Origin of the sequence: Chitinophaga polysaccharea (assembly GCF_902150045.1) — a bacterium.
GTDB classification, from domain to species: domain Bacteria; phylum Bacteroidota; class Bacteroidia; order Chitinophagales; family Chitinophagaceae; genus Chitinophaga; species Chitinophaga polysaccharea_A.
In genome coordinates, this window is sequence record NZ_CABFVU010000002.1 from 808537 (window position 1) to 823452 (window position 14916).

The window sequence follows — 14916 nt, forward strand, 5'->3', positions numbered from 1 at the left end:
CTAATTTTTATGAAGATGAAAAATAGTATTTATCTTTTATTGATCCTGGCGATAGTGTCTTGTAAGACAGACCTTAACCTGAAGCCGTTTGATAAGCTGGATCCCGGCAATGCGTTTAATACAGAACAGGATCTGCAGCTGTATGCCACTTCTTTCTATAAAATATTACCTGATGGCAATGCCATTATCAGGGGAGATGTGATGAGCGATTATATGGCCGGAAAAGATGTAAATACCTTTATCCAGCGTGATGCGTATTCCGCTACACAATCTACCGGCTGGAGCTGGGGCGACCTGCGCAACATCAATTATTTCCTGGAGCATTACAGCCAGGCGAAGATTGCCGACGAAGCCAAGAACCATTATGCAGGTATTGCCCGTTTTTTCCGTGCTATGTTTTACTTTGAAAAAGTAAAGCGTTTTGGCGATGTGCCCTGGTACGGAAAAACCATGACCATTGATGATCCGGACCTGTATAAAGGCCGCGATCCCCGCGCTGCTGTAATGGACAGCGTCCTGGCGGATCTTGATTTTGCCTGTGCCAATATACGTAACAAGAAAGACAACAGCTGTTCACAGATCACCCGTTGGGTAGCGTTGGCGTATAAATCCCGCGTATGTTTATTTGAAGGTACTTACCGCAAGCACCGCCCCGGTACCCGTGTGCCCGGTGCAGATACCTGGCTGAATGCTGCTGTGAGCGCTGCAGATGAAGTGATCAGGAGCGGGCTGTATACCCTGAACACTGGTGGCGACCCCACCATGAATTACCGCAACCTGTTCATCAACGAAACACCCAATACAAATGAAGTGATCCTGGCTTATGTATGCAATAAGAGCTTACGCGTGTTCAATGATGCCAACTGGTATTTTACCAGTGCCACCTATGGCAACAGGATCAGCCTGGTGAAAACATTTACCGATACCTATCTGAATATTGATGGCAGCCGCTTTACCGATACGCCCGGTTATGATAACCTGCCTTTCAATGAAGAAGTAAAGAACAGGGACCTGCGTTTGCAGCAAACCATCCGCATGGGGAAATACAGCCGCGAGGGGCAAATTGCGCCGCCTGATTTTACTTATACCTACACTGGTTACCAGCCGCTGAAATTCACCATGGACTCAAAGGCCACAGATGGAGTAGCAGAGAACAACAACTCTGTGCCCATTATCCGTTATGCGGAAGTATTGCTGAATAAAGCAGAAGCAAAGGCAGAACTGGGTGTGCTGAGCGCAGACGATTGGAATAGCACCATAAAACTGTTGAGAGCACGTGCAGGTTTGAAAAATACTGATATGCCATTAACAGCGGACCCTTACCTCGTTGATTATTTCAGGGATAAAACAGCGCGCCCGAATGTTAACGCAAGCGTAACAGATGCCGCGTTACTGGAAGTACGCCGCGAAAGAGGGATAGAGCTGATCCTGGAAGGGTTCCGTTTTTATGACCTGGTACGCTGGGGACTTGGACCTTTACTTCTGAAGCCTTATATTGGTTTGTATGTGCCGGCGATGGACGCCCTGATGGATTTGAATGAAGATGGAAAACCCGATGTATCCTTTGTAAAGAAAACGCCTGCTACAAAAGTACCGGGAGTGTATTACTTCCTGATTGATGATGATCAGACCAAATTATCTGCCGGTACCAGTGGTAACCTGATCTGGTTGAGCAATATTGAGCGTCAGTGGGAAGATTACAAGTACGTATACCCGATACCGTATAATGAGCTGGTATTGAACCCTAAACTGGTGCAGAACCCCGATTGGAAATAAAGTAAAATATAAATAGTATGAACAAGATTACCGGTATAGCATTATTGCTGATAATAGGCTGCGCTTCCTATGCACAGAAGGCCGCGCATGTGGTGCTGATCACCATTGATGGTTTTCGCCCGGATTTTTATACAGATGCTTCCTGGGGCATGGTAAACCTGCGGGCCATGAAAGACAGCGGCGTTTATGCAGATGGGGTGAACAGTGTATTTCCTACAGTTACTTATCCCAATCACACCTCGCTGATCACAGGGGTAACACCAGCTAAACATGGTGTTTATTATAACACGCCATTTGAGCCCAACGGCGCTACCGGCATCTGGTATTTTTATTACGACAGTGTCAAAGTTCCCACTTTGTTTGATGCGGTGCGCAAGGCCGGTAAGAAATCAGCCAACGTGATATGGCCCGTATCCGTAGGGGCGCCTATCGATTATAATATACCTGATGTATGGCCTATCGGTAAAAAAGACAGGCGGGAGCTGATGGCTACGGTTACCAACCCTGTGTCCCTGTGGCAGGAAGTACAGGAACATGCTACCGGTAAGCTGGGCGCAAAGGATTTCACCATGGAAGATGAAGAAATGATCCTGGATGAAAATGTAGCGCGCATGAGCGCTTACCTGATCACTACTTATAAGCCGGCCTTTACCACGTTGCACCTGGCCTGTACGGATCATTATGAGCATGAGCAGGGACGCGACGGGCTGTTGGTAAGAAGGGCGGTAGCGGGCGCCGACAGGGCGCTGGGCACTATCATAGAAGCATTGAAACGGGCTGGTATATACGAAAGCACAACTATTATTGTTACCGGGGATCATGGTTTTGTAAATATCGCCCGGAGCCTTTCTCCCAATGTGTTACTGGCGCAGAATGGTTTGCTGAATAATGTAAAGACAGGTGATTGGAAAGCACAGTTCCTTTCTTCCGGCGGTTCGGCTTTCCTGCACCTGAAAGATCCGAAGGATATGGCCACACAGCAGAAAGTGATAGCGTTGCTAAAGGCATTGCCGGCTGCGGAGCAGCAGATGTTCCGTATCATCAGCCGTAAGCAGCTGAATGAGGTAGGTGCAGATCCCCATGCAGCCATGGCAATTTCCGCGGTGGATGGTGTAACCATTGGCGGTGGCGCCACCGGTGAACTGGTAAGGGCTGCCAAAGGAGGAACGCATGGTTATTTCCCGGATTTTAAGGAGATACAAACCGGATTCGTGGCTTCCGGGGCAGGGATAGCGCCAGGCGGTCATGTAAAAGAAATGAATGTAACGGATGTGGCGCCACTGGTAGCGCAGCTGCTGGGATTGCAGCTGGATAATACAGATGGTAAAGTACCTGCAGGGGTAATAGCGAAATAAGCAACTGGTAACGTAACAATAGTAAGCGGGCGTCTCTCTCAAGGCGCCCGCTTTTATGTGAATTATAGACAGGTAACGGGCTGGTTCCTTATCTGCCTCGGTTATTTACACCTGAAGGGCAGGTAAATTTTCATAAGCCGCCGGGGCTATGATGGCAGCATCATCGGGCTGCACTTTCCTTACGGAATTCACTGGCCAGTATTCCAGCTGTGTATGTGGCAGTTCATACCGTATAATATCACGTATATCCGTATCTGTTAGCTCCGGTTGCAGCCATTGTTCAGCCAGATCCGTAGTAAGCATCATGGGCATTCTTCCGGCGTTATCGCCTCCGTTATGGATTTGCGCCATCAATGGATTGGCGGCGCGTGTCAGTAAGGTGAATGTGGGGATGCGTGCGGGCTTATCCACATCCCAGGAGTTGGACATGGCCCATAGCCCTGCAATAAAAAAGAGTTCCTGTTCTTTTGGTTTAATATAATAGGCTACTTTATTTTTCCAACCTGGTATCTGCCGGTATTCAAAGAAGCCGGTAGCGGGTACCAGGCAGCGTTGGTGCCGTATGGCATTCCACATAGTACCGTTCTCCAGTACTTTTTCACTGCGGGCATTCAGGAAAAGTTGCCGCTGGCGTTTTACTTTTTCCGGGGTATCCAACATTTTAGGTACCGGTCCCCATGTATATTTCTCCAGCCTGAAGCCGTTGTTGTTAGTGATTACCGGCCATTGCGGGTAACTCATGCCGATCTTATGCCAGGTAGGGTCGAAGTGGATGTCCAGGTTGCCGTTGCGCTTCAGCCGCGGCAGGTATTTGTAAATGCTCTCTATACTGGATGTAAAAGCGATATCGTAACACATATGGATCTAAATCTGATAAAGATACTTTTATTTTCATCTCAATAGCAACTGCTGTTATACAGCTGCAGTGCTTCCCGGTTATTTACGCATATCCACGATCACAGCGGTTACCACGCCCCATACCTGGAAGTCGGTGTCTTCTGTTATCACTATCGGCTTATAGAATGTGTTCTCAGGGTGTAATACCCAGCTGCGGCCGGCTTTTACCAACCGTTTTACAGTATATTCTCCATTGAGCGCTGCAACCACAATATCTCCTGTTGATGGCCGGATGGAGCGGTCTACAATGGCCATACAGCCATCGGGGATACTGGCGTCTGTCATGCTATCGCCTTTAACCCTGATAATAAAGGAGGAGGCGGGGTTTGGCTGTAGTATCCGGGAGAGGTCAATTTGTTCTTCTCCGGAATCGAGGGCAGGGGCGGGGAATCCTGCGGGAATGCTTGTATTAAAGAATGGCAGGGTTATGTTCAATACTTTCATATAGCTATCGTTTAATAATTAAATACTAATATTATTAGCAAAATAAAGCTAAAATTATTAGTTTTTAAAATCCATTAACACATTGTTTGCAAAAGGTGGAGATCCGCGGCAGGAGTGAAAAAGGATAAACGGCAGGAGATCAGTGAGCTATGGATTTTGAGTGCTAAAACGGGCGCAGTAAGCGGATTTTGTCTGACTCAGACAAAATCCGCGTTTGTTAATCACTTGTTATTCAAGATATCCGCATTTTTTTTCTACACTTCCTTCCCATCCCTTGAATAACTTAGGGCACCGCTTAATCATACAGCGATAGCATTGTAAACCTCATTTGTAAACCTCTCACAATCCTTATTTCTTATGAGCATTCAAATCAAAGCACTTCTGTTCTACTGTCTGGCAGCATTCGTATTTTTTATTCCCCGGGAAGTGGCCGCAAAAGTTAAATCTAAAAAGATCGTCATCAATACAGAGAATGATGCACGGATCTATGTGGATGGGAAACTGGTCAATAATACCTCTACGGAAATTAAAGTAGGGGCATATGCACAGGTAAATATCCGTGTGGAAAAAGTAGGCTTCATCACCCAGGAAAGGAATTACATCAATGATGGAAAACACACGCTGCCGTCAACGGATTATATCAAACTGGAAAAAGATGATGCGTACGAGAATTCCATGGTCACCAACCTGGCCAACCAGGATATAGATGTACGGACCAACCACAACGAAGAAGAATCCTGGAAACTGATCAACCGCATCATTACCGGTTATTTTGATGTGATTGCCGTTACCGACAAAGCCACCGGTTATATGTGCACCGCCTGGGTGGTAAAATCATTTAAAGCGGCTACTATCCGTACCCGTCTTATTATTAAAACAGGTAATACAGATCCCCTTACCTACAAGGCAAAACTGGTGAGTGAAATAGCTCCTCCGGGAGTATCGGCCAGTTCCGATGAATCATTCCGCAACTGGGACCGGCTCCTGCGCACATTTGAAAATGTAGTGCCCGAACTGCAAAGCAGGCTGGCGAAATGACCGGCATTCAACCATCTTATTGTAAAAGGGATTATATATAAGCGCTTATATTTAAATTCCCGGTCAATTCCAAAAAAAACCTTTGTTATATCGTTTTACTTGCTATTTTTGCACCTGAAATTATGATTACAAACAAACATACACATCACCACCATCATATCTTACCACAAGGGTAGGCAGGGGATGATTTGTGTATATCACCATATTACATCATCAACAGGGGCTTACCGGAAAGGTAGGCCCCTTTTTTATTTTATCAGGGATGAAACTGAAAATTGCAATCCAGAAATCAGGCCGCCTGCACGACGATTCCATTAAACTGCTGAAGGAATGCGGCATCGACATCAATAATGGTGTTAATAAGCTGAAAACAGAAGCTACTAACTTCCCGCTGGAAGTGTTTTTCCTGCGGGATGATGATATTCCGCAATATATAGAAGATGGCGTTGCAGATATAGGAATAGTGGGTGAAAACGTAGTGCTCGAAAAACAAAAGCAGGTAAATATTGTTCAGAAGCTGGGCTTTGGCAAATGCCGTTTATCCATGGCGGTGGAGAAATCAGTGGATTATACTTCTGTAAAAGACCTGCAGAACAAAAGGATTGCTACCAGCTACCCCGTGATAGTGGAAGATTTCCTGCAGCAGAATGGCATCACCGCGGAGATCCACGAAATCAGCGGTTCCGTGGAAATAGCGCCTGGCATAGGTTTGGCGGATGCTATCTGCGACCTGGTAAGCAGCGGTTCCACCCTGTTTATGAACGGTTTGAAGGAAGTGGAAACGGTACTGAAATCGGAAGCCGTGCTGGCTGCCTGCCACAGCCTCAAGCCGGAACAACAGCTGCTACTCGATAAATTGTTATTCCGTATCCAGGCGGTAAGGAAAGCAAAGAATAATAAATACATCCTGCTCAACGCGCCTAACGATAAACTGAATGAGATCATTGGCTTGCTGCCGGGCATGAAAAGCCCTACAGTACTGCCTTTGGCGGAAGCGGGATGGAGCTCTGTGCATTCCGTGCTGAATGAAAACGATTTCTGGGATATCATCGAAAGCCTGAAAGAGGCCGGTGCGCAAGGTATCCTGGTAGTGCCTATTGAAAAAATGGTGATCTGATAAACTGAGTAAACGATGCAAACGACCAGATTTCCCGATAAAAGTTCCTGGAATACACTGCTGCAAAGGCCTGTGATGGATACTTCCACGCTCGAAAAAAAAGTGAGCGATATCCTGCAGGAAGTACGCAGCGGTGGTGATGCCGCTGTCAGAAAATTTGCAGCGGAATTTGATAAAGTTACACTGGATGATCTGCAGGTGCCTGCCAGCGCTTTTGCTGCAGCGGAAGCTGCCCTGGAACCCGCGTTGAAAGCAGCTATACAGCAGGCGGCAAAAAATATTACCGCTTTTCACCGCGCGCAACAGGAAAAGTCGCAGGTAATAGAAACCATGCCCGGCGTGCAATGCTGGCGTAAATCAGTGGCCATTCAAAAGGTAGGCTTATACATACCCGGTGGCTCAGCCCCACTGTTCTCTACCATCCTGATGCTGGGAATACCCGCCATGATAGCGGGTTGTAAAGAGATAGTGCTTTGTACCCCTTCTTTACATCCGGCCATCCTTTACACAGCGCAGCTGACCGGGATTGAAAAAGTATTTACTATTGGCGGCGTACAGGCCATTGGCGCTATGGCTTATGGTACGGAAAGCGTGCCACAGGTATATAAGATCTTTGGTCCGGGTAACCAGTATGTTACCTGTGCAAAACAGCTGGTGAATAAAAGCGGCGTGGCTATCGACATGCCGGCGGGCCCTTCTGAAGTAGCCGTATTGGCAGACGATAGCTGTGTGCCGGCCTTTGTGGCGGCCGATTTATTGTCGCAGGCAGAGCATGGGCCCGACAGCCAGGTGGTGTTGGTAACCACCAGTGAAAAAGTGCTTACCAATGTAACCGATGCGCTAAATAAACAGCTGAACGAACTGCCCCGCAAAGGTATTGCTACGGCAGCCCTGGAAAACAGTAAAATGATCCTGGTACAGGATATGGATACGGCCATCGATATGCTCAATGCGTATGCACCGGAGCACCTGATCCTGGCCTGCGAAGGAGCAGAGAACCTCGCTGATAAAGTAACAGACGCAGGCTCCGTTTTCATGGGGAATTATACACCGGAAAGCGCCGGCGATTATGCTTCCGGTACCAATCACACGCTGCCTACAAATGGCTATGCCAGGGCTTATAGCGGCGTATCGCTGGATAGCTTTGTAAAAAAGATTACTTTTCAGCAGATATCTCCCGAAGGGCTGCAACACATTGGCGCTACTATAGAAGCCATGGCCGCCGCCGAAGGACTGGATGCGCATAAAAACGCCGTTACCGTACGATTAAAAGCGCTGGATATACCGGCTCAGTTATAACAGAATAATTAATGCAATATGTTTAATCTCGATACCCTGGTAAGGGAAAACATAAAAAGACTGGTACCGTATTCTACTGCCAGAGATGAATTTAAAGGAGAAGCTTCCATTTTCCTGGACGCTAATGAAAATAACTTCGGCTCCCCGTTACCGGTGAATTACAACCGCTATCCCGATCCGATGCAATGGCAGCTCAAATACAAAATTGCTGATATCAAAGGAGTGCCTCCGCAGAATATTTTTGTTGGTCACGGTAGCGATGAAGCAATAGACGTGCTTTACCGCTCCTTTGTGAATCCCGGCGTAGACAACGTGATCCTTTGTCCGCCTACCTATGGCATGTATGAGGTAAGTGCGCACATCAATGATGCGGTGATCCGTAAAGTAACGCTCACGGAGGATTTCCAGCTGGATATCCCTGCACTGCAACAGGCCATAGATAACAACACAAAGCTTATTTTCATCTGTTCTCCCAATAATCCTACAGGGAATTCCATCAATCGCGCAGATATAGAGCTGCTGCTGAATAATTTTGATGGTATTGTGGTGATAGATGAAGCATACATCAATTTCTCCCGTCAGAAAACCTTTATACAGGAGCTCACAGAATATCCCAACCTTGTGGTGATGCAAACATTATCAAAGGCATGGGGACTGGCTGGTCTCCGCATCGGGATGGCTTTTGCCAGCGAGGAAATTGTGAATACCTTGAACAAGGTGAAGCCTCCTTATAACATCAGCCAGGCAACCAATGAGCTGGCGCTCCAGGCGCTGGAAAATGTAAGCCAGGTGAATGAATGGATCCGGGAAATAGTGATAGAGCGCGACCTGCTCTCAGCTGCGCTGATCCAGCTGCCGGAAGTGCTGCACATTTACCCCAGCGATGCCAGCTTTATACTGGTGAAAACCACGGATGCAAAAGGGATCTACAACTATCTTATTGAACAGGGCATTGTAGTGCGCGACCGCTCCAAGGTAGAACTGTGTATGGGATGCTTGCGCATCACCATTGGCACGCCCGCTGAAAACCTGCGTCTGCTGGAAGTATTGAAATCTTTTAACCTGAAAACAGCCACAACTGCATCTGCATGAAACGAGTGCTCTTTATAGACCGTGACGGCACCCTGATCAAAGAAGTGCCGCCCACCTACCAGATAGATAGCCTGGACAAAGTGGAATTTTATCCCAAAGTATTTGTGAATATGGCGAGGATCGCCGCTGAGCTGGATTATGAGCTGGCCATGGTAACCAACCAGGATGGTTTGGGCACCGCGGCTTTCCCGGAAGATACTTTCTGGCCGGCCCAAAACATGATCATGAAGGCGTTTGAGAACGAAGGAATTAAGTTTGATGAAGTGTTCATTGACCGCTCTTTCCCCGCCGATAATGCGCCCACCCGCAAGCCCCGCACCGGCATGCTCACCAAATACCTGGATGGTAATTACGACCTGGCCAATTCTTTTGTGATAGGCGATCGCATCACCGATGTAGAGCTGGCAAAGAACCTGGGTGCAAAAGCCATCTGGATCAATGAAGGCTCGGGACTTGGCAGTGCAGAGATCAGCGATAGTGCCGCCGCCCTGCAATCCGTTATTGCATTGGAAACCACCGACTGGAACCGCATCTATGAATTCCTGAAGCTGGGATTAAGAACGGTAACGCATGTACGTAAAACCAATGAAACCGATATCAGTATTGAACTGAACCTGGATGGTACCGGCAAAGCCGATATACAAACCGGTTTGGGTTTCTTTGATCATATGCTCGACCAGATTGCCCGCCATGGCGCTATAGACCTGAAAATTCACGCCAAGGGCGATCTGCATATCGATGAGCACCACACCATAGAAGATACCGGTATTGCACTGGGAGAAGCCATTGCCAAAGGCCTGGGAGATAAACGCGGTATTGAAAGATACGGCTTCTGCCTGCCGATGGATGATTGCCTGGCCCAGGTGGGCATTGACTTTGGCGGCCGTAACTGGCTGGTATGGGACGCGGAATTTAAAAGGGAAAAAATAGGGGAGATGCCTACCGAGATGTTCTTTCATTTCTTCAAATCCTTCTCAGATGGCGCGAAAGCGAACCTGAACATCAAGGCAGAAGGCGAAAATGAGCATCATAAGATAGAAGCCATCTTTAAAACCTTTGCCAAGTCCATAAAAATGGCGGTAAAGCGGAACCCTGCCAATATGCAGCTGCCTTCCACTAAGGGGGTGCTGTAGCGGGGAGGGCGGCGCCGAAGGCGCCGCCCCCGCAAAAAAAAATTTGCATTTTCTGAAAAAATGTTTCATTTTTGTTCTCGCTATGCAAAATATCATTACAAATAAACATTGGTGGTGGCACGGAATCAAATCCTGATCTGTGTTACAGTGCCATGTTTCGTATAGAAATATATTTGGAAGGCCCGCTGTTACACAGCGGGCCTTTCGCTTTTTCCGCCCTTCCCATTTTAAAATAAAACAAACACTTCAGCCAATAACTCATGCGTACCATCCAAGTAAAAACGAGATCCAAACAGATGCTGGCAGACATTTTCACGCCAGTGGGAATATATCTGCGGCTGCGCGATAAGTTCCCGGGTTCTATCCTCCTTGAAAGCACGGACTACAGGGCCAGCGACAACAGTTACTCCTTTATTTGCGTGAAGCCGATTGCTGGGATCGAAGTTACTTCCACCACGCACTTCGAATTCAAATATCCCAACCTGCCTGTAGAAAAGAAAGAGCTGAAGAATAAACAACAGGTACTGGATGAAATGGAACAATTCCTCGGCAACTATTCCTTCACCGGGAAACACCCGGTACCAATGGCACAAAGCCTTTTCGGCTACACCACCTTTGATGCCGTTCAGTTCTTTGAAACCATTGAATTCAACAAGCAGAAACAACAGGCCGGTAACACCATCCCGCTGATGCGTTACCGTTACTATCAATATGTAATAGCCATTAATCATTTTAAAGATGAGCTTTATCTGTGCGAAAACCAGGTAGAGGGTATAGACAGCGAGTTTGAGCTCCTGGAATCGCTCATCCGGCACAAGGATTCCCCAGGCTATCCGTTTGCCACTGCCGGGGAAGAGAAAAGCAATATGACGGATGCGGAATATATGCAGATGGTAGAACAGGGCAAACAACACTGCTTCCGCGGAGACGTTTTCCAGGTAGTGCTTTCCAGAGCTTTCCAGCAATCCTTCACTGGCGACGAATTCAATGTATACCGCGCTCTCCGCTCCATCAACCCCTCTCCTTATCTCTTCTTCTTCGATTACGGCGATTATAAATTAATGGGCTCCTCACCGGAAGCACAGATCGTGATTACTGATGGTAAAGCCACCATTCACCCCATTGCAGGCACTTTCCGTCGCACCGGCGATGATGAACAGGACAAGCTCCTGGCCAATAAACTGCTGGAAGACCCGAAAGAGAACGCCGAGCATGTAATGCTGGTGGACCTGGCGAGAAATGACCTTAGCAGGAATGCCACCAATGTGGAAGTGGCTTCGTACCGGCAGGTACATTTCTACTCACACGTTATTCACCTGGTTAGCGAAGTGACCGGCAAGGTAGATCCAAAGCTGAACCCCTTTACCCTCCTGGCTTCCTCTTTCCCGGCAGGCACGCTTTCAGGCGCTCCAAAATACCGGGCTATGGAAATCATTGACCAGTATGAGCCCACGGCGCGTGGATTTTACGGCGGCTGCATAGGTGCTGTCGGTTTCAACGGCAACTTTAACCACGCCATCATGATCCGCTCCATACTCAGTAAAATGAATACCCTGTACTACCAGGCTGGCGCTGGTGTAGTGGCCAAATCTGTAGCTTCTTCAGAGCTGGAAGAAGTGAACAACAAACTCAATGCGTTAAAACAAGCCATTCTGCTGGCACAAAAAATTTAGTATGAACATCCTCGTTTTCGATAACTATGACTCATTTACATACAACCTCGTTCATCTCGTGGAAAAGATCATCAACGGTAAAGTAACCGTGGTGCGCAATGATGAAATTCCACTGGAAAAAGTGAACGGTTACGATAAGATCATTTTATCACCAGGCCCCGGTATCCCGGAAGAAGCAGGATTACTGCTTCCGCTTATTAAAGAATATGCCCCCACTAAATCCATCTTCGGGGTGTGCTTGGGGCAACAGGCCATAGGACAGGCTTTTGGCGCTTCTCTTACCAACCTGAAAGAAGTATATCATGGCGTGGCTACCAACGTAAATATTATTAAGGAAGATGGACGGCTGTTTAATGATCTGCCACGGCAGATCCAGGCCGGCCGCTACCATTCCTGGGTGATCGATGAATCTACCATGCCTGCCGAGCTCACTATCACCGCTAAAGATGAGGATGGGTTTATTATGGCTGTACAGCATAACAAGTATGATGTAAGCGGCGTACAGTTCCACCCGGAAAGTGTGCTTACCCCGCAGGGCGAAAAGATTTTAAGAAACTGGTTAAGCCTGTAATAACAGCACGACACCCGTTTTAACATTATCGAACACCCAATCAGCAAAAATCTTTCAAAAATGAAAAAGATTCTTAACTACCTTTTCGAACATAAAACATTCAGCCGCGAAGCTGCCAAAGATATCCTCATCAGCATTTCCAAAGGCATGTTCAACGAAAGCGAACTGGCCGCTTTCATGACGGTATACCTGATGCGCAGCATAACCATCAACGAACTGCTGGGCTTCCGTGATGCCTTGCTGGAGCTTTGTATCCCGGTAAATCTCAACGGTTACGATGTACTGGATATAGTTGGTACCGGCGGAGATGCAAAAAATACTTTTAATATTTCTACCTTGTCGTGCTTTGTGGTGGCAGGCGCCGGCGCTAAAGTAGCCAAACACGGCAACTATGGCGTATCTTCTGTAAGCGGCGCTTCCAACGTGATGGAGCTGGTAGGGTATAAATTCAAGAACGACGACAGCAAACTGAGAACAGAACTGGAAGATTCAGGGATCTGTTTTCTTCATGCACCACTGTTCCACCCGGCACTGAAACATGTGGCAGGTATCCGCCGGCAGCTGGGCATCCGCACGTTCTTTAATATGCTTGGTCCCCTTGTAAACCCGGCGCTGGCAAAGCACCAGCTGATAGGCGTATACAGCCTGGAAATGGCAAGGGTATACAACTACCTGTTCCAGCAAACGGATAAGCAGTTTGTAATTGTTCACAGCCTGGATGGGTACGATGAAATATCCCTCACCGCGGATACGAAGGTGATCACCAATAGAGGAGAACAGGACTGGACACCGGAGCAGCTGGGCAAACGTAAAGTTCACCAGGAAGACATTTACGGTGGTAATTCCACCGAGGAAGCTGCGAAGATCTTTATGAAGATCCTGAAAGGAGAAGGGACCTGGGCACAGAATTCCGTTGTTTTTGCCAACGCAGCAATGGGCCTGTACAGCCTCGGGAAATATAATTCTTATGACGATTGTTTCGCTGCCGCGGTAGAATCCCTGGAGTCGGGCAATGCACATAATGCATTTAAAAAACTGATTGCTTTGCAGTCGTAGTACCAGATAATTTATCATGAAGAATATTTTAGCAGAAATAGTTGCTCACAAACACATCGAGGTAGCAGCCCGCAAGCTGCAGCGCAGTGCGCAGGATCTGCAGCAGTCGCCTGCATTCCAGCGGGAAACATTATCGCTGCGCCATTTCCTGCAGCAGCCCGGGAAAACAGGTATCATCGCGGAATTCAAGCGCCGTTCCCCTTCAAAAGGACTGATCAACGGAGACGTAACGGTGCAGCAGGTAACCACTGCCTATACCCGTTATGGGGCCTCCGGCCTGTCCGTGCTCACTGATGAAAAATATTTCGGAGGATCTTCCGACGACCTGCAACAGGCGCGCAGCTTTAACCAGATCCCCATCCTGAGGAAAGATTTTGTGATAGATGAATACCAGATCCTGGAAGCCAAAGCCATTGGCGCCGATGTGATACTCCTTATTGCAGAATGCCTGGATGCCGCACAGGTGGCGCAGTTGGCCGCCTTTGCACATAACCTCGGGCTGGAAGTGCTCCTGGAAGTGCACAGCGAAGCACAGCTGGAAAAAGTGACCGCGCATACACATTTGGTAGGGGTGAACAACCGTGACCTCATCACTTTCCAGGTCGACTTTAACCGGTCGTGCGAGCTGGCGCCAAAGATCCCGGCAGATAAAGTGAAAGTGGCAGAAAGCGGCATCAATGACCCCGCTGCGATTGTAACCTTGAAAGCCGCGGGATTCCAGGGCTTCCTTATAGGAGAGCATTTCATGAAGCAGGAAGATCCGGCCCGCGCTTTTGAAAACTTTGTTCAAACACTCAACGACCTGCAGCATAAATCATAATAATATGCGTATTAAAGTTTGCGGTATTACCAGGATAAACGATCTGCAGGGACTGTTAGATAATGAGGTGGATTATGCAGGATTTATTTTTTATGAAAGATCCCCGCGTTTTGCCGGTAATAAAATAGATGCAAGATCTGTAAGGGAAACCACCGGCATCACCAAAGTGGGCGTTTTTGTAAATGCGCCCCTGGAACAGATACAGCGCACTGTTAATGATTATGGCCTTGACCTGGTGCAGCTGCATGGCGATGAAACGCCGGAGTTTTGCGCAGCTGTACGCGCGTTTATCCCGGTAGTAAAAGCTTTTCGTATAGGTGATAACGTTAACTGGCAAACGGAAGTGGCGCCTTTCATACCGGCAACGGATTATTTCCTGTTCGATACCGCTTCTGTAAAAGGTTATGGCGGCACCGGCGAGAAATTCAACTGGGAACTGCTGCAAACCTACCCGTTTGATCAGCCCTTCTTTTTAAGCGGTGGCATTACGCCGGAGCAGGGAACAGAGATCCGTGAAATGCAGATCCCTGCGTTGTTTGCCGCAGATGTAAATAGCAGGTTTGAAGATAGTCCGGGTGTAAAGAACCTGGCGCTGGTAAAACAATTCGTAAAACAAATTCATTCATCAATTATAAAATAAACGGT

General features: G+C 47.7%; 14 protein-coding genes. 12 read left to right on the forward strand and 2 right to left on the reverse strand.

The features are described from left to right. Nucleotides 1–15: 15 nt before the first annotated feature. Both FN124_RS18005 and FN124_RS18010 read left to right on the forward strand, forming a co-directional pair. Nucleotides 16–1776, forward strand: a complete 1761-nt coding sequence (locus tag FN124_RS18005) for a RagB/SusD family nutrient uptake outer membrane protein (RefSeq protein ID WP_260607490.1) — start codon at nt 16–18, stop codon at nt 1774–1776. A 17-nt stretch (nt 1777–1793) separates the two neighbouring features. Then, on the forward strand, nt 1794–3131 hold the full coding sequence (locus FN124_RS18010; RefSeq protein ID WP_142686144.1) for an alkaline phosphatase family protein: 1338 nt from the start codon (nt 1794–1796) through the stop codon (nt 3129–3131). Nucleotides 3132–3236: 105 nt separating this feature from the next. On the opposite strand, the gene FN124_RS18015 is transcribed toward FN124_RS18010, so the two are convergent. After that, nucleotides 3237–3989, reverse strand: a complete 753-nt coding sequence (locus tag FN124_RS18015) for an SOS response-associated peptidase (protein WP_142686145.1) — start codon at nt 3987–3989, stop codon at nt 3237–3239. 78 nt (nt 3990–4067) lie between these two features. Continuing rightward, nucleotides 4068–4472, reverse strand: coding sequence for a LexA family protein (locus tag FN124_RS18020; protein WP_142686146.1), 405 nt, complete (start codon nt 4470–4472; stop codon nt 4068–4070). A gap of 357 nt (nt 4473–4829) precedes the next feature. Here FN124_RS18020 and FN124_RS18025 point away from each other — a divergent pair, with 357 nt between their 5' ends. The 10 genes from FN124_RS18025 (at nt 4830) to FN124_RS18070 (ending at nt 14911) form a co-directional block, all read left to right on the forward strand. After that, nucleotides 4830–5510: a hypothetical protein gene (locus FN124_RS18025; RefSeq protein WP_142686147.1), complete on the forward strand. Its 681-nt coding sequence runs from the start codon at nt 4830–4832 to the stop codon at nt 5508–5510. Nucleotides 5511–5772: 262 nt separating this feature from the next. Beyond that, nucleotides 5773–6627 carry an ATP phosphoribosyltransferase gene (gene hisG, locus FN124_RS18030; RefSeq protein ID WP_079470586.1) on the forward strand — a complete coding sequence of 285 codons (855 nt, stop codon included), beginning with the start codon at nt 5773–5775 and terminating at the stop codon, nt 6625–6627. Between the two features lie 15 nt (nt 6628–6642). Continuing rightward, the gene (gene hisD / locus FN124_RS18035) at nt 6643–7926 is read left to right on the forward strand and encodes a histidinol dehydrogenase (RefSeq protein WP_142686148.1); all 1284 of its coding nucleotides are present in this window, start codon (nt 6643–6645) and stop codon (nt 7924–7926) included. An 18-nt stretch (nt 7927–7944) separates the two neighbouring features. Further along, nucleotides 7945–9018, forward strand: a complete 1074-nt coding sequence (hisC, locus tag FN124_RS18040; RefSeq protein WP_142686149.1) for a histidinol-phosphate transaminase — start codon at nt 7945–7947, stop codon at nt 9016–9018. Further along, nucleotides 9015–10151 carry a bifunctional histidinol-phosphatase/imidazoleglycerol-phosphate dehydratase HisB gene (hisB, locus tag FN124_RS18045; RefSeq protein WP_142686150.1) on the forward strand — a complete coding sequence of 379 codons (1137 nt, stop codon included), beginning with the start codon at nt 9015–9017 and terminating at the stop codon, nt 10149–10151. The genes hisC and hisB overlap by 4 nt, the downstream gene beginning before the upstream one ends. Before the next feature lie 260 nt (nt 10152–10411). After that, nucleotides 10412–11824 (forward strand): anthranilate synthase component I family protein, encoded by a 1413-nt coding sequence (locus FN124_RS18050; protein WP_142686151.1) that lies wholly within the window; start codon nt 10412–10414, stop codon nt 11822–11824. 1 nt (nt 11825) lies between these two features. Next, nucleotides 11826–12395 carry an anthranilate synthase component II gene (locus FN124_RS18055; protein ID WP_142686152.1) on the forward strand — a complete coding sequence of 190 codons (570 nt, stop codon included), beginning with the start codon at nt 11826–11828 and terminating at the stop codon, nt 12393–12395. Between the two features lie 60 nt (nt 12396–12455). Then, complete coding sequence (gene trpD, locus FN124_RS18060) at nt 12456–13451, forward strand: anthranilate phosphoribosyltransferase (RefSeq protein ID WP_142686153.1); 996 nt, start codon at nt 12456–12458, stop codon at nt 13449–13451. A gap of 16 nt (nt 13452–13467) precedes the next feature. After that, nucleotides 13468–14271 carry an indole-3-glycerol phosphate synthase TrpC gene (gene trpC / locus FN124_RS18065; protein ID WP_142686154.1) on the forward strand — a complete coding sequence of 268 codons (804 nt, stop codon included), beginning with the start codon at nt 13468–13470 and terminating at the stop codon, nt 14269–14271. A 4-nt stretch (nt 14272–14275) separates the two neighbouring features. After that, complete coding sequence (locus FN124_RS18070; RefSeq protein WP_142686155.1) at nt 14276–14911, forward strand: phosphoribosylanthranilate isomerase; 636 nt, start codon at nt 14276–14278, stop codon at nt 14909–14911. Nucleotides 14912–14916 lie beyond the last annotated feature (5 nt).

Bases quoted from the DNA above. Each gene is read 5' to 3' on its own strand.
- FN124_RS18015 (WP_142686145.1), bottom strand. From the start codon at position 3,989: ATGTGTTACGATATCGCTTTTACATCCAGTATAGAGAGCATTTACAAA.
- trpD (WP_142686153.1), top strand. From the start codon at position 12,456: ATGAAAAAGATTCTTAACTACCTTTTCGAACATAAAACATTCAGCCGC.
- hisB (WP_142686150.1), top strand. From the start codon at position 9,015: ATGAAACGAGTGCTCTTTATAGACCGTGACGGCACCCTGATCAAAGAA.
- FN124_RS18055 (WP_142686152.1), top strand. From the start codon at position 11,826: ATGAACATCCTCGTTTTCGATAACTATGACTCATTTACATACAACCTC.
- trpC (WP_142686154.1), top strand. From the start codon at position 13,468: ATGAAGAATATTTTAGCAGAAATAGTTGCTCACAAACACATCGAGGTA.
- FN124_RS18050 (WP_142686151.1), top strand. From the start codon at position 10,412: ATGCGTACCATCCAAGTAAAAACGAGATCCAAACAGATGCTGGCAGAC.
- hisD (WP_142686148.1), top strand. From the start codon at position 6,643: ATGCAAACGACCAGATTTCCCGATAAAAGTTCCTGGAATACACTGCTG.
- FN124_RS18020 (WP_142686146.1), bottom strand. From the start codon at position 4,472: ATGAAAGTATTGAACATAACCCTGCCATTCTTTAATACAAGCATTCCC.
- FN124_RS18070 (WP_142686155.1), top strand. From the start codon at position 14,276: ATGCGTATTAAAGTTTGCGGTATTACCAGGATAAACGATCTGCAGGGA.
- hisC (WP_142686149.1), top strand. From the start codon at position 7,945: ATGTTTAATCTCGATACCCTGGTAAGGGAAAACATAAAAAGACTGGTA.
- FN124_RS18005 (WP_260607490.1), top strand. From the start codon at position 16: ATGAAAAATAGTATTTATCTTTTATTGATCCTGGCGATAGTGTCTTGT.
- FN124_RS18010 (WP_142686144.1), top strand. From the start codon at position 1,794: ATGAACAAGATTACCGGTATAGCATTATTGCTGATAATAGGCTGCGCT.
- hisG (WP_079470586.1), top strand. From the start codon at position 5,773: ATGAAACTGAAAATTGCAATCCAGAAATCAGGCCGCCTGCACGACGAT.
- FN124_RS18025 (WP_142686147.1), top strand. From the start codon at position 4,830: ATGAGCATTCAAATCAAAGCACTTCTGTTCTACTGTCTGGCAGCATTC.